Source organism: Aestuariivirga litoralis (assembly GCF_003234965.1).
In the GTDB taxonomy this organism is placed as follows: Bacteria; Pseudomonadota; Alphaproteobacteria; order Rhizobiales; family Aestuariivirgaceae; genus Aestuariivirga; species Aestuariivirga litoralis.
In genome coordinates, this window is the sequence record NZ_QKVK01000002.1 from 43,252 (window position 1) to 59,767 (window position 16,516).

17 protein-coding genes are annotated in these 16,516 nt (G+C 66.1%); 8 read left to right on the top strand and 9 right to left on the bottom strand.

Annotated features, from left to right (window positions below):
* Positions 1-8 precede the first annotated feature (8 nt).
* Both rpmF and mtgA read right to left on the bottom strand, forming a co-directional pair.
* A complete protein-coding gene (gene rpmF / locus DK847_RS04185) occupies positions 9-194 on the bottom strand; it encodes a 50S ribosomal protein L32 (protein ID WP_111196394.1) in 186 nt (61 codons plus the stop codon).
* A 69-nt stretch (positions 195-263) separates the two neighbouring features.
* Complete coding sequence (gene mtgA, locus DK847_RS04190; protein ID WP_245414519.1) at positions 264-1,073, bottom strand: monofunctional biosynthetic peptidoglycan transglycosylase; 810 nt, start codon at positions 1,071-1,073, stop codon at positions 264-266.
* Positions 1,074-1,112: 39 nt separating this feature from the next.
* Between mtgA and DK847_RS04195 the strand changes: the two genes are divergently transcribed.
* Complete coding sequence (locus DK847_RS04195) at positions 1,113-1,991, top strand: polyprenyl synthetase family protein (RefSeq protein ID WP_425358680.1); 879 nt, start codon at positions 1,113-1,115, stop codon at positions 1,989-1,991.
* 133 nt (positions 1,992-2,124) lie between these two features.
* Here the strand turns inward: DK847_RS04195 and ispG are convergent, their stop codons facing one another.
* From ispG to DK847_RS04215, 4 genes are read right to left on the bottom strand one after another with little or no spacing between them, the layout of a single operon-like run.
* Positions 2,125-3,348: a flavodoxin-dependent (E)-4-hydroxy-3-methylbut-2-enyl-diphosphate synthase gene (ispG, locus tag DK847_RS04200; protein ID WP_111196395.1), complete on the bottom strand. Its 1,224-nt coding sequence runs from the start codon at positions 3,346-3,348 to the stop codon at positions 2,125-2,127.
* A 6-nt stretch (positions 3,349-3,354) separates the two neighbouring features.
* Positions 3,355-4,155 (bottom strand): metal ABC transporter permease, encoded by an 801-nt coding sequence (locus tag DK847_RS04205; RefSeq protein WP_245414520.1) that lies wholly within the window; start codon positions 4,153-4,155, stop codon positions 3,355-3,357.
* Between the two features lie 5 nt (positions 4,156-4,160).
* The gene (locus tag DK847_RS04210) at positions 4,161-4,928 is read right to left on the bottom strand and encodes a metal ABC transporter ATP-binding protein (protein ID WP_111196396.1); all 768 of its coding nucleotides are present in this window, start codon (positions 4,926-4,928) and stop codon (positions 4,161-4,163) included.
* Positions 4,928-5,401: a transcriptional repressor gene (locus DK847_RS04215; RefSeq protein WP_111196397.1), complete on the bottom strand. Its 474-nt coding sequence runs from the start codon at positions 5,399-5,401 to the stop codon at positions 4,928-4,930. The genes DK847_RS04210 and DK847_RS04215 overlap by 1 nt, the downstream gene beginning before the upstream one ends.
* A gap of 76 nt (positions 5,402-5,477) precedes the next feature.
* On the opposite strand from DK847_RS04215, the gene DK847_RS04220 reads away from it, so the two are divergent.
* The 3 genes from DK847_RS04220 to DK847_RS04230 are packed head-to-tail and all read left to right on the top strand — an operon-like array spanning position 5,478 to position 7,274.
* Positions 5,478-5,771 carry a cupin domain-containing protein gene (locus tag DK847_RS04220; protein WP_111196398.1) on the top strand — a complete coding sequence of 98 codons (294 nt, stop codon included), beginning with the start codon at positions 5,478-5,480 and terminating at the stop codon, positions 5,769-5,771.
* The gene (locus tag DK847_RS04225) at positions 5,768-6,160 is read left to right on the top strand and encodes a hypothetical protein (RefSeq protein WP_111196399.1); all 393 of its coding nucleotides are present in this window, start codon (positions 5,768-5,770) and stop codon (positions 6,158-6,160) included. The genes DK847_RS04220 and DK847_RS04225 overlap by 4 nt, the downstream gene beginning before the upstream one ends.
* Positions 6,161-6,185: 25 nt before the next feature.
* Entirely contained in the window at positions 6,186-7,274 is a 1,089-nt protein-coding gene (locus DK847_RS04230; RefSeq protein ID WP_111196400.1) for an acetate/propionate family kinase, read from the top strand.
* Here the strand turns inward: DK847_RS04230 and DK847_RS04235 are convergent.
* Positions 7,271-8,173: a phosphate acyltransferase gene (locus DK847_RS04235; RefSeq protein ID WP_111196401.1), complete on the bottom strand. Its 903-nt coding sequence runs from the start codon at positions 8,171-8,173 to the stop codon at positions 7,271-7,273. The genes DK847_RS04230 and DK847_RS04235 overlap by 4 nt on opposite strands.
* 27 nt (positions 8,174-8,200) lie before the next feature.
* On the opposite strand from DK847_RS04235, the gene DK847_RS04240 reads away from it, so the two are divergent.
* Entirely contained in the window at positions 8,201-9,340 is a 1,140-nt protein-coding gene (locus DK847_RS04240; protein WP_111196402.1) for a citrate/2-methylcitrate synthase, read from the top strand.
* Between the two features lie 260 nt (positions 9,341-9,600).
* Complete coding sequence (locus DK847_RS04245; RefSeq protein WP_146256038.1) at positions 9,601-11,010, top strand: hypothetical protein; 1,410 nt, start codon at positions 9,601-9,603, stop codon at positions 11,008-11,010.
* Between the two features lie 12 nt (positions 11,011-11,022).
* On the opposite strand, the gene DK847_RS04250 is transcribed toward DK847_RS04245, so the two are convergent.
* Both DK847_RS04250 and DK847_RS04255 read right to left on the bottom strand, forming a co-directional pair.
* Positions 11,023-12,630, bottom strand: coding sequence for a L,D-transpeptidase family protein (locus tag DK847_RS04250; RefSeq protein ID WP_111196404.1), 1,608 nt, complete (start codon positions 12,628-12,630; stop codon positions 11,023-11,025).
* 14 nt (positions 12,631-12,644) lie between these two features.
* A complete protein-coding gene (locus DK847_RS04255) occupies positions 12,645-13,994 on the bottom strand; it encodes a glutamine synthetase family protein (RefSeq protein WP_111196405.1) in 1,350 nt (449 codons plus the stop codon).
* 83 nt (positions 13,995-14,077) lie between these two features.
* Here DK847_RS04255 and DK847_RS04260 point away from each other — a divergent pair, with 83 nt between their 5' ends.
* On the top strand, positions 14,078-15,355 hold the full coding sequence (locus DK847_RS04260; RefSeq protein WP_111196406.1) for an NAD(P)/FAD-dependent oxidoreductase: 1,278 nt from the start codon (positions 14,078-14,080) through the stop codon (positions 15,353-15,355).
* Positions 15,355-16,473 (top strand): NADH:flavin oxidoreductase/NADH oxidase, encoded by a 1,119-nt coding sequence (locus DK847_RS04265; protein ID WP_111196407.1) that lies wholly within the window; start codon positions 15,355-15,357, stop codon positions 16,471-16,473. Before DK847_RS04260 ends, DK847_RS04265 begins: the two co-directional genes overlap by 1 nt.
* Positions 16,474-16,516: the final 43 nt, after the last annotated feature.

Here is a 16,516-nt window from a genome sequence, read left to right on the forward strand (position 1 = left end):
GGAGAGGCTTAGCCTTCCGACTTCACCGTCAGGACCTGGCGGCCCTTGTAGAGGCCGGTCTTGAGGTCGATGTGGTGGGGGCGGCGGAGCTCGCCCGACTTCTTGTCCTCGACCCAGGTCACGGTCTGCTCATGGTGGCCCGAACGGCGCATGCCGATGCGGCTCTTGGACATTTTCTTGCGTGGAACGGCCATTTGAAACTCCATAGGAAAAGGCGCGGGGAACGGCCCACGCCCTTCAGTTGGAGGGGCTCTTAACCCAGTCTAGCGCTCAAGGCAAGTCAGATAGGGGCCCATACCGGCCATGCGGACGAGAATCCGGTTGGCCACCCCCCTCACTCCCTTGGAGGGCTTGCCGGCATTGCGCTTGATCGGGTTGGGGAGCACCGCCGCCAGCAGGGCTGCCTCCTTTTTCGTGAGCTTTTTCGCAGACTTACGGAAGTGGTGCTGGGCCGCCGCCTCGGCCCCGTAGACGCCGGGCGCCCATTCCACAACATTGAGGTAGATCTCGATCATCCGGCGCTTGGACCAGACGAAATCCATCCACAGGGCGAGCGGCATCTCGATCAGCTTGCGGATGGCGAGGCGCCCATCCCACAGGAACAGGTTCTTGGCGGTCTGCATGGGAATCGTCGAGGCGCCGCGCACGGGGGCCTCGTCCTTGTCCATGGCATCCTCGATGACGCCCTGGAATTCGATCCAGTCCACACCATTGTGCTGGCAGAAGCGGGCATCCTCGGAAGAGATGACGGCGCGCGGCAGGGCGGGCGAAATGTCGTCGAGGCTCACCCACTGCTTGTCGATGCCATTCCCCGACAGGGCGCGCAGCAGCATGATGTTGGAGAAGGGCGGCGGCACCACGGCATAGACCAGCGTCATGACGATGGGCCAGGCGACGAGGAAGCCCACCACATAGGTGGCCCAGCGCAGCCAGCGGTTCTTCGGCAGACGGCTCCGGAAGCCGCGGCGCATGGGCAGGGCCGGCTCGGGTTCGTCCAACGTCGCGGCCTCCGCTTCCACGGTGTGGAGCGGTTCGCGCGGCAGGACGGCGGCTGGTTGAGTTTCTTCTGCCATGACCCTAATCAGGAGCGGCCTTAGCACAGGAATTTCGCCTTGTCCTTCCAGGATGCCCTTGCCCGCTGCGCTGCTGAAACCGACGCCATGCTCGACCGGCTGCTGCCCGTCGACGCCTTCCCTGCCCGCCGGGTCACGGAAGCCATGCGCTATGCCGCACTCGGCCAGGGCAAGCGGCTGCGGCCCTTCCTGGTGGTGGAATCGGCCGCCCTGTTCGGCGTGCCGCGGGCCCAGGCGCTGCGCACGGGGGCCGCACTCGAATGCGTGCACTGCTATTCGCTGGTGCATGACGACCTGCCGGCCATGGACGATGACGACCTGCGCCGCGGCAAGCCCACCGCCCACAAGGCCTTCGACGAGGCGACCGCCATCCTCGCGGGCGACGCGCTGCTGACCCATGCCTTCGAAATCCTGGCGGACGAGGCCACGCACCCCGACGCGGCGGTGCGCGTGGCGCTGATCTCGAAGCTCGCCAGGGCCGCCGGTGTGGCCGGCATGGTGGGCGGCCAGATGCTGGACATCGAGGCCGAGACGGCGAACGCCGCCGAACTCGCGCACATCGGGCTGATCCAGTCGCTGAAGACCGGCGCCCTGTTCCGCTATGCCTGCGAGGCGGGTGCGATTCTGGGTGGCGCCGACCCCGCGCCCCTCATCCGCTATGCCCAGAAGATCGGGCTGGCCTTCCAGATCGCCGACGACATTCTCGACGTCGAATCCACGCCCGAGGCGCTGGGCAAAGCGACGCAGAAGGACAAGGCCATGGGCAAGGCGACCTTCGTGGACCTGCTCGGCATGGACGAGGCGAAGCGGCGGGCCGCGGCGCTGGTGGACGAGGCGGTGGAGAGCCTGTCCGTGTACGGAGAAAAGGCGCGCGTGCTGGATGAGGCGGCGCGGTTCATCGTGGAGCGGCGGAAGTAGGATTTTGCGCCTGTCATACCTCTAAACGTCATCATCGCCGGGCGTGTCCCGGCGATCCTCTTGGTGGCCGCGGAAAAGGATGGCCGGGACGAGCCCGGCCATGATGGGTTGAGAGGAGATGGTGGACTGGATATCAGCCCCACCGCCCCTTCACGTAATCCTCGACGATGTCCTTGAACTGCTGCGAGAGGTTTTCGCCCCTGATCGTCATCGCCTTCTTGCCGTCGATGAAGATCGGGGCGGCGGGCAGTTCGCCCGTGCCGGGGAGCGAGATGCCGATGTCGGCGTGCTTCGACTCGCCGGGGCCATTGACGATGCAGCCCATGACCGCGAGCGACAGCGTTTCGAAACCGGGATAGTCGCGCTGCCAGTCGGGCATGCGGGTGCGGATGTAGGACTGGATGTCCTGCGCCAGTTCCTGGAAGGTGGTGGAGGTGGTGCGGCCGCAGCCCGGGCAGGCGATGACCATGGGTGCGAAGCTGCGGATGCCCATGGTCTGCAGGATTTCCTGCGCCACGATCACCTCGCGCGTGCGGTCGCCGCCGGGCTCCGGCGTGAGCGAGATGCGGATGGTGTCGCCGATCCCTTCCTGCAGCAGCACGGCGAGTGCAGCTGTCGAGGCGACGATGCCCTTGGAGCCCATGCCGGCCTCGGTGAGGCCCAGATGCAGCGCGTAATCACAGCGCGCGGCGAGCGAGCGGTAGACGGCGATCAGGTCCTGCACCTCGGAGCACTTGGCGGAGATGAGGATCTTGTCCTTGGCGAGGCCCAGCTCCACCGCGCGTTCGGCCGACATGAGCCCGGACTGGACGACCGCCTCATGCATCACCTCGCGCACGTCCATCGGCTCCGCCGACTTGGCGTTCTGGTCCATCAGCTCGGTCAGCAGCGCATTGTCGAGCGAGCCCCAGTTGACGCCGATGCGCACCGGGCGGTCGAACCTGATGGCCGTCTCGACCATCATCGCGAAGTTGCGGTCCTTCTTCTCGCGGAAGCCGACATTGCCCGGGTTGATGCGATACTTGGCCAGCGCCTCGGCGCAGGCAGGGTGGTCGTTCAGCAGCGTGTGGCCATTATAGTGGAAGTCGCCGACGAGGGGCACGTTGACGCCCATGCGGTCGAGCTTCTCGCGGATGTGGGGAACGGCCTTCGCGGACTCCTCGCGGTCGACGGTGATGCGGACGAGCTCCGAGCCCGCACGCGCCAGTGCGGCAGTCTGCTTGGCCGTGGCCTCGGCATCGGCCGTGTCCGTGTTGGTCATGGACTGGACGACGACGGGGGCGCCGCCGCCCACGGTAACGTGGCCCACCTTGACGGGGATCGACGTGCGGCGGTTCTTGATCGCGGAATAGCTCATGGGTGATTAACTGGCCTGAGGACGAAGCAAGGTCAAGACGAAGAGCAGGCCCGCCGAAAGCACGATGGCGGGACCTGTGATGGCATTGGCGAAAGCCGAGAGCGCGAGGCCCATCACCACGGACACACAGGCGAGGCCGGCGGCGACGAGCGCCATTGTCTCCGGGCTGTTGGACAGCCGGCGCGCCGCGGCGGCCGGGATGACGAGCAAGGCCGTGATCAGCAGGAGGCCTACGATCTTCATCGAGATCGCCGTCATCAGTGCGATGAGGAGCACGAAGCCGAGCTCCACGCGCTTCACCTTGATGCCCTCGGCCTGGGCCAGTTCCTCATGCACCGACATGGCGATGAGGTCGCGCCAGAGGAGGCCGAGGATCAGCAGCACCAGCGCGCCGCCGATCCAGACCACCGAGACGTCGCGCCAGCTGACCGTGAGGATGTCGCCGAAGAGCAGGTCCATGTGGTCGCCCGCCGAACCGGTGACGAGGCCGACGGTGACGATGCCGAGCGCCAGCGAGGCATGCGAGAGGATGCCGAGCAGTGTGTCGGTGGCCAGCACGCGCTGGTTCTTCATCACCATCAGCAGCAGCGCCACGGCAACGCCGGTCGCCACCGCGCCGAGGGTGAGGCTGAAGCCGAGCAGCAGGCCAAGGCCCACGCCGAACAGGCCCGAATGGGCCAGCGTCTCGCCGAAATAGGCCATGCGGCGCCACACGATGAAGCAGCCGACGGGGCCCGCGACCGAGGCGATGGCGAGGCCCGCAAGCAGCGCGCGCTGGAAGAAGGGCTGGGTGAGGATGTCAAGCACGGGGGTCAATGCCGGTGGTCGTGGTGATGGTCATGCCCGCAATCGTGGCTTTCGTGGTCATGGTCGTGGTGGTGGGTGTAGGCGGCGATCATGCGCGCGGCGGAAGGGCCGAAGAGCTTGGCGAATTCGGGGTCCTGCTGCACCTTGGTGGGCCCCCCCTCGCAGCACACGTGTCCGTTGAGGCAGATCACGTGGTCGCTTTCCGCCATGACCATGTGGAGGTCGTGGCTGACCATGAGGATGCCGCAGCCATGGCGCTTGCGCACCTCCGAGATCAGCTCGTACATGCGCGCCTCGCCCATGAAGTCGACGGCCTGCACGGGCTCGTCGAGCACCAGGAGCTCAGGCTTCCTGAGCAGCGCCCGGGCCAGCAGCGCCCGCTGCAACTCGCCGCCGGAGAGGCGCGCGATGTTGGCGTCCTTCAGGTGCAGGATGCCGGTCTCGGCCAGCGCCGCGTCGATCTCGGCCTCCGTGGGCTTGAGCGTGAGCGAGAGCAACCGCCGCACGTCGAGCGGCACATTGGCGGTGAGGGGGAAGCGCTGCGGCACGTAGCCGATGCGCAAGGCCTTGGGCCGGATGATCTCGCCCGAGGTGAGCGGCTGCAGGCCGAGCAGGCAGCGCACGAGGGTGGACTTGCCCGCGCCGTTGGGGCCGATGACGGTGACGATCTCGTTCGGCCGCACGTCGAGGTTCACATGGTCGAGGATGGTGCGGCCGCCGATGACGAGGGTGGCATCGCGCGCGCTGAGGATGGCATTGGTGACCTTGAGCATCAGCGGGCCTCCTGGCAGGTGGAACACAGGCCGGTCAGTTCGACCACGCTGCGGTGGATGGCGAAGCCCTGCCCCTGTGCGGCGGACTGGAGTTTCTCGAATACCTCTGGGGCGTCGAGTTCGGCCACGAGGCCGCAGTGCTCGCAGACCAGCATGGCGGCGGGCTGGCCTTCATGCGGGTGGGTGCAGGCGATGAAGGCGTTGCGGCTCTCGATCTTGTGGACGAGGCCATGTGCCTCGAGAAAGTCGAGCGCGCGATAGACGGTGATGGGGGCAGGCCGCGGGCCGTGGCCCGCCATGCGCTCGATGATGTCATAGGCGCCGACCGCCGAGTGGCTCTCGGCCACGCAGTTCAGCACCTCGCGGCGCTGGCCGGTGAGGCGCGAGCCGCGGCGCTCGCAGGTGCGCTCGGCCCGCGACAGCAGCTCGGCGGTGCATTTGGCGTGGTTGTGATGCGGCGCAGGGAAGGACATGAACGTTATAATATAACATGCTTGCGGGAAGTTCCAGTTCCATCCACCATGGCCTTGAAATTTCAGGAGTGCCGCCATGTCCGACCACAGCCACGGGTCCGCCAAGTCCACGGTTTTCGTGGAGAATGACCGCGTCATCGTCACCGAATGGCGCTTCGCGCCGGGCGCCAACACCGGCTGGCACAAGCATGGCCATGACTATGTGGTCGTGCCCCTGATGGACGGCAAGGTGCGGCTCGAGACGCCCACCGGCCCGGCCCATGCCGAGATGAAGGCGGGCGTTCCCTATTTCCGCCATGCCGGCGTCGAGCATGACGTGATCAACGCCAATGACACGGAATATGCCTTCATCGAGATCGAGATCAAATGAGGCGCGCGGCCCTGGTGATGGCAGCCCTCGTGCTCGCCACGCCGGCGAGTGCCGTGGAATTCAAGGAAAGCCCCTATGGCTTCATCGCATTCACTATGCCGTCCAACAATGTGGGCTGCATCTACCGCGACGAGGAAGGAACAGGGCTGGTGCTCGAATGCGACCGGGCTGAACCCAGCTACGTGCGGGTGCGGCTGTTCCAGGACGGCAAGCCGAAGCTCTACAAGGACGTGGCCGATCCGTCCTGCTGCGGGGCGGAGAATGATTTTCCCTATGGCACCAGCTGGCGGAAGGGTCCCTTCTCCTGCGCCTCCACCAAGGCGGGCCTGCGCTGCAACAACGGCGAGCACGGCTTCAGCATGAGCCGCAGCGGGGTGAAGACATATTGACCCTGCTTCCGCTAGTCTGCCGCGCATGAAGATTCTCGTTCTCAATGCCGGCTCGTCCTCGCTCAAGTTCGCAGTGTTCGACGGCGCGCTGAAGGTGCTGCTGAAGGGCCAGGTCTCCGGCATCGGATCGAAGCCGCGGCTGGAGGTGGATGGCCATGGCGGCCGCGACGTGCCGCATGTGACGACCCCCAGCGAAGGGCTGCTGGTGGCGGCGGAATGGCTGGCCGACAACGGCCATGAACCCTCGCAATTCACCGGCATCGGGCACCGCATCGTGCATGGCGGCACGCAGTATGTGTCACCCGTGGTGGTGGATGACCAGGTGCAGCAGGACCTCGACGCACTGCGCCAGCTGGCGCCCCTGCACCTGCCCTTCGGTTTGGGCGTGCTGCGCGAGATGCGCCGCGTGGCGCCGGAGGTGCCGAACATTGCCTGTTTCGACACGGCCTTCCACGCCACCCAGCCGGAACTGGCCACCCGCCTGCCTTTGCCACGCAGCTACTTCGACAAGGGCTACCGGCGCTATGGCTTCCACGGCCTCAATTACCAGCACGTGGTGGAGGCGTTGCCGCATGTTTCGGGAAAGCCCCTGCCCCGCCGGCTGCTGGCCGCACATTTGGGCTCCGGCGCCTCGATGTGCGCGATCCATGACGGCAAGAGCGTAGCCACGACCATGGGCTTCTCGACGGCGGACGGCCTCGTCATGGGCACGCGCACCGGTTCGATCGACCCCGGCGTGCTGGTGGCACTGATGCGCGACGAACACATGGACCTCGAGCAGCTGGAAGACATTCTCTACCGCAGGAGCGGCCTTCTTGGCCTCTCCGGCATTTCGCCCGACATGCGCGTGCTGCTGGCGAGCGACCGCACCGAGGCGAGCGAGGCGGTGGACTATTACTGCTATTCCGCCGCACGTCATGCGGCGTCACTCGTTCCTGCCCTCGGCGGCGTCGATGCCATGGTGTTCACCGGTGGCGTGGGCGAGAATGCCGGGGCCGTCCGTGCACGGATCATGTCGCACCTCAAGTGGCTGGGGATCGGTCCGGGGAATGTCTATGTCGTCCCCGCCAACGAAGAGCTCACCATCGCGCGCGGCGTGAAGGAGTTGGTCTAGCTCATCGCCAGCAGCAGCGCGCCCGTATCCACGATGTCATCCACCGTGGCGCCGCGCGACAGGTCCGACACTGGCCTGGCGAAGCCCTGCAGCACCGGGCCCATGGCCTGTGCACCCGCCAGATACTGCGTGAGCTTGTAGGCGATGTTGCCCGAATCGATATCGGGGAAAACCAGTACATTGGCGCGACCCGCAACCTCGCTCGGGTCCTTCACCTTTTTCGCGGCGACGGCGGGCGAGAGAGCGGCATCGCCCTGAAGCTCGCCATCGATCTTCAGCTGCGGCGCCCTGGCGCGAGCAATGCGCAGCGCCTCCACCACCTTTTCGGCATCCGGGTGGCTGCCGCTGCCCTTGGTCGAGAAGGAGAGCAACGCCACGCGCGGCTCCTCACCGAGGAAGCGCGATGCGCTGGCGGCGGAGGCAATGGCGATGTCGGCAAGCTCCGCGGCCGTGGGCTGGATCACGACGCCGCAATCGGCGAAGACCAGCCGCCGCTCAGGCCACTGCATGAGGAAAAAGCTCGACGGCGTGTCGATGCCGGGTGCGGGGCCGATGGTCATCAATGCGGCCTCGATGACACGGGCCGTGGGGTTCGCGGCTCCGGCCAGCATGGCATCGGCCTCGCCCGCCGCGACGGCCGCACCGGCGCGATAGAGCGGCTTCTTCAGCAGGCGCGCGGCCATGGCATCCGACATCTTCCCGCGCCGCGACCGGATGAGGGCAATATGGGCAGCCGATGCTTCGGGCACGTCCTCCGCGCCGAAGACGAGGGGCTCGGCCAGGCCTTCGCTGCGGAAGCGCCGGGCGGCGGCCTGGATCCGCGCATCCTCACCTTCTGGCATCACGAGTTTCAGGCCTCTGCCCTTGATTTTGGCCTTGGCTTCGTCAATCACGCTCATCGGGACTCTCTTTCGAATGGGACGGCCATGTCAGCAGAAGAAAAGATCGAAATCCACCGTGGCCTCAAGGGCGTCTACTTCGAGCGCTCCGGCACCACCTTCATCGACGGCAAGGCGGGCGAGTTGCGCTATCGCGGCTATTCGATCCATGATCTCGCCCAGCACTCGAGCTTCGAGGAAACGGCCTACCTGCTTCTCCATGGTGAACTGCCGAGCACCGCAGAGCTCGCCGCTTTCGATGCCAAGCTGAAGGCCGCACGCAGGCTGCCAGCACCAATCCTTGCCGTGATCGAGACCATGAAGCAGGCCCATCCGATGGACGTGCTGCGCACCGCCGTCTCGGCGCTCGCGGGCTTCGAGCCGGACACCTATGACAATTCCATCGACGCGACGCGCGACAAGGGCATCCGGCTTGCCTCGCAGGTGCCGATGATCGTGGCGGCACATGAGGCGATCCGCAACGGCCGCGCGGTACCCGAGCCCGACATGGCCCTCTCGCATGCCGCCAATTTCCTGTGGATGATCACCGGCCGCAAGCCTTCGCCACAGGGCGCGCAGCTGATGGACCGTGACCTGATCCTCCATGCCGAGCATGGCAGCAACGCCTCGTCCTTCACCGCGCGGGTGGTGATCGGCACCGAGGCGACGCTGCATGCGGCGATGACGGCGGCGATCGCCGCGCTTTCCGGCCCCGCCCATGGCGGTGCGGCTGAGGACGTGATGCGCATGGCGCAGGAGATCGGCGAACCGGAGCGGGCCGCCGCATACGTCAAGGCCAAGCGCGCCGCGGGCGAGGCCGTGACGGGCTTTGGCCACCGCGTCTACCGCACCGAGGACCCGCGCGCCCGCCACATGCGCGACGGGGTTGAAACCCTGTCGCGCGAGATGGGCGAGCCCAAGTGGTTCGCCATCCTGCAGGCGGTAGTGGATGCGATGAAGCCCTATGCACGCTTCGGCGTGAATGTGAACGTGGATTTCTATTCCGGCGTCATCTACTACCTGAACGGGATTTCGCCGGATCTCTTCGTGCCCATCTTCGCCGTGGGCCGCGTGCCGGGATGGACGGTGCAGTGCATCGAGCAGTTGCACAACAACATATTGATCCGTCCACTGACGCTCTATGACGGACCGGAACCCCGCGAATACCGGGACATTTCGCAACGCTGAGAAGCGAGAATCCATATTCTCGCCTGCTCATGGCCACATTCCCCCTGCACGGTCCGAACCGGTGGGCGGGTCACGGCGTTGTGAAAGCGCAGGACAGCCGCCCACCATCGGAGCAGGCAGGGGATCATTGCGGAGACGCTTCGGCGCGCACGGAAGAGGCGCGCGGCGCCGGCCACCTCCTCCTCCGGATTGTCGAACGCACGTGCGGTGACGTGCCCTGGGTGAAACCGGGCATGCGATCGCCGATCGGGAGCAAGATCATGACTGATGACAGCCATTCCTACGGAGCCCCCAACCGGCAAGAGGATGAAGCCTCGCCCGGCGACGCGGCAACGCAGGCCGAGACGGGGCTCGGCGACGTCCTCGGCCAGCCCGCAAGCGAGGCGCCACGCCTGCCGCCGCGCGAGCCGCTGCGCCGCCCGCCCCCTGCAGCCGCCGGACAGGCAAGGCTCCAGCCCTCATGGATCCTGAGCGCCACGGGCGAGCAACTCACCCGTGACGAGATCCTCGCCCGCTACCGCCGCCAGCGCGGCTTGCCCGAACACCCCTTCGAGAACGGCGTTCGACCCGTTCCGCCGCCCGGTTACCGTGACCGCATCATGACGCAGCCCCGCCCGGCCCGCTTCATGGCGCGCGCGGCGGAGCCGGAGCCGCCGCCCATGCGGACGCCCCGCACCTTCACGGTTGGGCAGACGATCGCCATCGCCGCCGCCGCCGCGGTGATGGCGGGCGGCGGCGCCGTGGCGCTCAGCATGCTTGTTCAAGGCGGGTTTGTTCCAGGTGGGCTCGCACCCGCGGGGTTACAGGCCCTCGCCGTTGCCCCGCCTGCCGAGGCGCAGGCAGCACCACTGGCACCCAAGCTGGAACTGTCGCAGGCCGCCAGCCAGCATGACACCGTAATCGACAAGAAGCCGATTGCCACCGCCACGCTGCAGGTCGCCGATGTGACGGGGGAAACCAACAGCTTCATTCCGCTGGCGCTCCATGCCGAGCCCGCGGGGCTCGGCAATGACATGCTGCTGAAGATTTCCGGCGTGCCGGAAGGCGCCTACCTGACCTCCGGCCGCCGCCAGGACGACCAGGTCTGGACGCTGTCACTCGCCGACATCAAGAATGTGAAGCTGGTCGTTCCGCAGACGGACGATCCGCAGATTGACCTTGCCGTGGCGGCATTCGAGCCGAAGACCGGTGAACTGGCCGCCCCGGTCAAGACGATGACGGTGGCGCTGAAGGACGTGGTTGTGGAACCGACCTCCGCGCCGCCCCCCGGCCAGATGACGCCAACCACCGCGGAGGCCCGGCCGAACGCGCCGGCCGCTGCGGACCCCGCACGGCCCGCCGCCATCCCGCCGCCGCAGAGCGTGGGCGTTGCGCTGTCCGTTCCGGAAACGGCACAGACGCAGGAATTGATCACCAGGGGCGACCAGTTGTTCAGAAGCGGCGATGTGAAGATGGCGTTGCGCAGCTATGAACGCGCGTGGGGCAATGATGGCTCCGCCGCGGCTGCCTTCGGCATTGCGCGCAGCCATGATCCGCTGGTGCTCGCGGCACTCGCCGCGAACAACGGCACGCCGAACCGCGACCAGGCCATCCTGTGGTATCAGCGCGCCGCGGCGGCCGGCAACCCGCAGGCCGCGGAAGCCATCGTCAAGCTGCAGATGGGGCCCTGAGCCCCGGACGGATCAGCTGGAAGGCTTGCCATTCAGCGCGGCATCGAGCTTGCGGTCACGGCCATAAATGTCCGGACGGAACTCGATGCTGCCGCCGTCACCCTCAAAGGCGGTGGCATAGATCAGGTGCACCGGAATGTGTTCAGGCAGCTTCACCCGCGTGGTCTTGCCGCTGGCGAAGGCGGCATCGATCTTCTGCTGCGGCCATCCGGCAATGTCGCCCACCAGGTGATCGGCGAGATCCATCGGGCGCGACAGACGGATGCAGCCGTGGCTGAAGGCGCGGGTGGTGGCGAGGAACTTGTCCTTGGCCGGCGTGTCATGGAGATAGATGTTGTAGGGGTTTGGCAGCATGAACTTCACCTTGCCCAGCGCATTCTTCGGCCCCGGCTTCTGGCGGAAGGTGAAGGGGAAGTTGCCCTTGCCATAGGCATTCCAGTTGATGCCGTTCCACGACGTGAGCTTGCCGTTCATGAAGACCTCGAAATCGCCGGCATAGGCGGAGGGATTGCGCCGCAGCTTCGGCAGCATCTCGCCCGTGGCGATGGAGTAGGGCACGGTCCATGTCGGGTTGATCTCGACATATTCAAGTTCGTCCGAGAACTCCGGCGTCTGGGTGGCCACGGCCCCGATCACCACATCCATGCGGTCGACGATGTCCTCGTCCTGCACCTCGTTCAGTTCGAAGGCGGCGAGGTTCACCATGTAGTGGTGCTGGCCCAGATCCTCGGGCATCCAGCGCCAGCGCTCCATGTTGAGCATGATCTGGCGAGCGCGGTCCTCGGGCAGGATGTTGAGGGCGAGGATGGTCTGCTTGCCGACCAGGCCCTTGGCCTCGAGCCCGTTGCGAAGCTGGAAGCTGCGCACCGCCAGCACGGTCGAGGAATCATAGACGTCGCCGAACTCCTCGCCGCCGCCGGGGTGATCACCGGTCAGCATCAGCCGCTCGCGGATCTGAGGCACCCGCGGGTCGCTGGCGCCGGGCTTGATGTCGGCACCCATGGCGATGGCATCCCAGTCGACGGACTCGGCGCGCGCGCGATAGAGCGAGAGCATCTTCTTCAGCGCCTGGTAGTGCGGATTGTGCGACTCGAAGGCATCGAGGAAATCATCCGGCTCCGGCTGCGCCGAAAACCCGGTCATGATGGCGAGAACGTCGACCGTCTTGCGGTTGCGGAAGTTCTTCGGGTCGACCTTCTGCGGGGTGAGGCGCCCGATCTTCAGATCGGTGGCGTAGTTCACGTAGAAGGCGGTGAAGAACAGTTCGGCAAGGGCTGCGCTGTCGCTGTCCGCCGGGTCGATCGTGTCACGCAGCTGGATCAGCGCATCGATGGGGTAGTCGGCAGGGTTCAGCCCGTCGTCACCGGCATCGGCAAGGCGCTGCAGGAACGGCGTCATGCGCCCCGTTCCCACCCAGTAGACCGGGCCCTGGTCGCGGACGTAATGGGCGATGAGCGCGGGGCGGATGCGCTCCAGCGGAAGCGGCAGGCGTTCGCCGGAGTTCAGCACATCGGCGATCGCCGCACTGATGGCCGGCGGGCTGGCCGCCTGCGCATTGGCAACGGCGGCAAGACCTGCCCACAACAGCATTGCAAGGAAAAGTCTCGTCGCCGTCCGCATCGTCGTTCCGGTCCTTACACGTTGAGCAGAAGGAATTCGCGCTCCCAGGAACTGATCACGCGACGGTAGTTCTGCATTTCCTCGTACTTGACGTCGTTATAGGCCTCGCAGAACTTCTCGCCCAGCACCTGCTTCAGGGCTTTCGTATAATTAAGCTTGTCGAGGCTCTCATCGAGGCTGATGGGCAGCGTGTGGGCATAGCGGTAGGCCGAGCCCTCCACCGGTTCCGACGGCTTGATGCGCTCCACCATGCCCAGATAGCCGCAAGCCAGCGAAGCCGCGAAGGCGAGATAGGGATTGGCATCCGCTCCCGGCACGCGGTTCTCGACGCGCGTGTTGGAGGGGTCCGACGACGGCACGCGCAGCGAGACGGTGCGGTTGTCGATGGCCCAGTGGACGTTGGTCGGAGCATCCGAATCAGGCACGAGGCGGCGGTAGGAGTTGACGTTGGGCGCGCACAATGACAGGGCCGCCGCGAGATAGCGCTGCAGCCCGCCAATGTGGTTCAGGAACAGCTTGGCGGGCGAGCCGTCCTTGCTGGCGAAGATGTTCTTGCCGGTCTTGATGTCCATCACCGACTGGTGAATGTGCATCGAGGAGCCCGGCTCGTTCTGGTGGGGCTTGGCCATGAAGGTCGCATACATGTCATGCTTCAGCGCGGCCTGGCGCACGGTGCGCTTGAACAGGAAGACCTGGTCGGCAAGCTCGAGAGGGTCGCCGTGGTTGAAGTTGATCTCGAGCTGTGCGGGGCCGCTTTCGTGGCTCAGCGTGTCGACGTCCAGTTCCTGCGCCTCGCAGAAATCATAGATGTCCTCGACAATTGGATCGAAGTCGTTGGCGGCGTCGATGCCATAGGCCTGGCCGCCCGGCTCCTTGCGACCCGAGCGCCCGACGGCGGCATCGAGCGGATAGTCCGGGTCGATGTTCTTCTTGACGAGGTAGAATTCGAGCTCCGGCGCAATCACCGGCTTCCAGCCCTTGTCCTTGTAGGCCTGCAGCACCCGCTTCAGCACGTGGCGGGGCGAGATCTCCACCGGCCGGTCATCGAGGTGGAAGGCATCGCAGATCACCTGGGCGGTGGGCTCCTGGTACCACGGCACGAAGCGGATCGTGTCGACGTCGGGCTTCATGTAGATGTCGATGGCGCTGTCGGACACGGCGCGCGTGTCCTGCGTGTAGCGGCCATTGATGGTGAGGGTGAAGACTTCCTCGGGGATGCGCAGCCCGCGGGAGCGGTTGCCGGAGAGAAATTTCTTGGGCGGAAGAATCTTGCCGCGCGCGGTGCCGTTCATGTCGGCCACGAGGCATTCCACCTCGCTGATCTTGTGCTCGCTCAGCCATTCCTCAAATCGCGATTGGGTCATGATATTCCAGGTCTTGTTGAAACAACCCAATGTAGCGCGGAAGCTTGACCAAACAAAAGGGGGGCCGCTAAACCCTTTCCACCATGACGAAATCCATTTTCGCCCCGAGCTATTACCAGGCCACCGCAACCCCCTCCCCCGCCTACCCGCCTCTCGCAGGCGAAATTTCCGCCGATGTGTGCATCGTCGGGGCGGGCTATACGGGGCTTTCGGCCGCCGTGGAGCTGGCAGAAGCCGGCCACAGGGTGGTGGTGCTCGAATCGGAGACCGTGGGCCACGGCGCCTCCGGCCGCAACGGCGGGCAGATCTGCACCGGATTTTCCTCCGGCCAGGACAAGATCGCAGCGCAGCTCGGCCGGGACGATGCCCGCAAGTGCTTTGCCATCGCGGAAGACTCCAAGCGCCTGCTGGTGGATCGAATCGACCGCTACAAGATCGACTGCGACCTGCGCTGGGGCTACCTGCACGTGCTTCCCAAGCCCGGCCGCATGGACGGGCTGCGGGAGTGGAAGGACGAGTGGGATGCGCTGGGCTACACCGACACGCAGATCCTCGACACGGCGGCGCTGGAGGAGAAACTCGGCACGCGGCATTACCATGGGGCGCTGCGCGAGGGCGGTGCGGGGCATTTCCACCCGCTGAACTACTGCCTCGGCCTGGCGCGGGCGGCCACGGAGGCGGGCGCGGCGATCCATGAACATTCTCCTGCGATCGAGGTCGACACCAGCTCGAAGCCCTTCGTGCGCACCGCCCATGGCAAGGTGAATGCGCGCTTCGTCATCATCGCCTGCAATGCCTATCTCGGCCGCCTCGTGCCGCAGCTCTATGGCAAGGTGCTGCCGGTGACGAGCTACATCATCGCGACCGAGCCCCTGGGCGAGAACCGCGCCCGCGCGCTGATCCGCGACGGCGAGGCGGTGGCCGACACCAACTTCATCGTCGACTATTTCCGCCTCACGCCGGACACGCGCATGCTGTTCGGCGGCAAGGCGAGCTATACCACGCGCGAACCCGCGCATCTCGCGCCCGAAATGAAGGCGTCCATGGTGAAGATCTTCCCGCAGCTGCGCGATGCGAAGGTGGATTTCGCCTGGGGCGGCTACATCGCCATCACCCACAACCGCATTCCGGACTGCGGCCGCCTCAGCCCCACTGCCTATTATGCGCATGGCTATTCAGGCCAGGGCGTGGCGCTCGCGGGCATGTATGGAAAGCTGATGGCGGACGCGGTGCGCGGCACGGCGGAGCGCTTCGACCTGCTGTCGCGCGTGCGGCACTTGCCCTTCCCCGGCGGCCCGGTGCGCGTGCCCCTGCTCGCCGCCGCCATGATGTATTACCGCCTGAAGGATGCATTGAGCTGATGAGCAAGCTGTTCTCCCCCGTCACCTATCGCTCCATGACGCTCAAGAACCGGGTGATCGTGGCGCCCATGTGCCAGTATTCCGCACGGCATGGCATGGCCAATGACTGGCATCTCGTGCATCTCGGCCGCTTTGCGCTGGGGGGCTTCAGCCTCGTCATCGTCGAGGCGACGGGGGTGACGCCGGAGGGCCGCATCTCCTACGCCTGCCTCGGGTTGTGGGAGGATGCGCAGATCGCGCCGCTGAAGCGCATCGTCGACTTCCTGCACGGGAATGGCGCGAAGGCCGGCATCCAGCTGGCCCATGCCGGCCGCAAGGCCAATGCGCCGATCCCGTGGCGCGGCGGTTTCAACGAAACCGAGGCCGAGAAGGCCGTGCTGGGCTTCGAAGCATGGACGTCTGTCGCACCCTCGGCGGAGCGGCACACAGCCTCCTATCCGGTTCCCGAGGCGCTCGATGCGGCGGGCCTTGCGCGGGTGCGCGATGGCTTTGTGGCGGCAACGAAGCGCGCCGATGCGGCGGGCTTCGACATGATCGAGCTGCATTCGGCCCACGGCTACCTGTTGAACCAGTTCCTCTCGCCCGTCGCCAACAAGCGGGCCGACGAATATGGCGGCAGCCTCGAGAACCGCATGCGCTTCCCGCTGGAGGTGGCGCGGGCCGTGCGCGCCGCCTGGCCCAAGGACAAGCCCGCCTTCGTGCGCATCTCGGTCACCGACTGGATCGAGGATGGCGTGACGGTGGAGGAGAGCGTCGCCTATGCGAAGGCGCTGAAGGCCATCGGCTATGACGTCGTGCACTGCACATCGAGCGGCTTCGATGGTGCGAAGATTCCGGTGGGTCCGCTCTACCAGGTGCCGCTCGCCGAGGCCGTGCGCAGGGGCGCAGATGTTCCAACCGCCGCCGTGGGCCTCATCACCAGGGCGGAAGAGGCAGAGCGGATCCTCGAGAATGGCCAGGCCGACCTGATCGCGCTGGCCCGCCAGGCGCTGGATGACCCGAACTGGCCGCTGCATGCGATGCGTGAATTGCTGACGGGCGACACTTACGGCAACTGGCCGCAGCAGGCGGGCTATGCGGTGCGCAACAAGGACCGGTCGCTGGGGCTGGTGAAGTAGGCGCGCCCTCCGGACGTTCGCTCGCTCCCCTTTTCATCTTCGC

Coding starts and splice junctions, on each gene's coding strand:
- DK847_RS04210 (WP_111196396.1), bottom strand. CDS start 4,928: ATGCTCAAGGTCACCAATGCCATCCTCAGCGCGCGCGATGCCACCCTC.
- DK847_RS04260 (WP_111196406.1), top strand. CDS start 14,078: ATGACGAAATCCATTTTCGCCCCGAGCTATTACCAGGCCACCGCAACC.
- DK847_RS04225 (WP_111196399.1), top strand. CDS start 5,768: ATGAGGCGCGCGGCCCTGGTGATGGCAGCCCTCGTGCTCGCCACGCCG.
- rpmF (WP_111196394.1), bottom strand. CDS start 194: ATGGCCGTTCCACGCAAGAAAATGTCCAAGAGCCGCATCGGCATGCGC.
- DK847_RS04220 (WP_111196398.1), top strand. CDS start 5,478: ATGTCCGACCACAGCCACGGGTCCGCCAAGTCCACGGTTTTCGTGGAG.
- DK847_RS04235 (WP_111196401.1), bottom strand. CDS start 8,173: ATGAGCGTGATTGACGAAGCCAAGGCCAAAATCAAGGGCAGAGGCCTG.
- DK847_RS04215 (WP_111196397.1), bottom strand. CDS start 5,401: ATGTCCTTCCCTGCGCCGCATCACAACCACGCCAAATGCACCGCCGAG.
- DK847_RS04255 (WP_111196405.1), bottom strand. CDS start 13,994: ATGACCCAATCGCGATTTGAGGAATGGCTGAGCGAGCACAAGATCAGC.
- DK847_RS04265 (WP_111196407.1), top strand. CDS start 15,355: ATGAGCAAGCTGTTCTCCCCCGTCACCTATCGCTCCATGACGCTCAAG.
- ispG (WP_111196395.1), bottom strand. CDS start 3,348: ATGAGCTATTCCGCGATCAAGAACCGCCGCACGTCGATCCCCGTCAAG.
- DK847_RS04240 (WP_111196402.1), top strand. CDS start 8,201: ATGTCAGCAGAAGAAAAGATCGAAATCCACCGTGGCCTCAAGGGCGTC.
- DK847_RS04250 (WP_111196404.1), bottom strand. CDS start 12,630: ATGCGGACGGCGACGAGACTTTTCCTTGCAATGCTGTTGTGGGCAGGT.
- DK847_RS04230 (WP_111196400.1), top strand. CDS start 6,186: ATGAAGATTCTCGTTCTCAATGCCGGCTCGTCCTCGCTCAAGTTCGCA.
- DK847_RS04245 (WP_146256038.1), top strand. CDS start 9,601: ATGACTGATGACAGCCATTCCTACGGAGCCCCCAACCGGCAAGAGGAT.
- mtgA (WP_245414519.1), bottom strand. CDS start 1,073: ATGGCAGAAGAAACTCAACCAGCCGCCGTCCTGCCGCGCGAACCGCTC.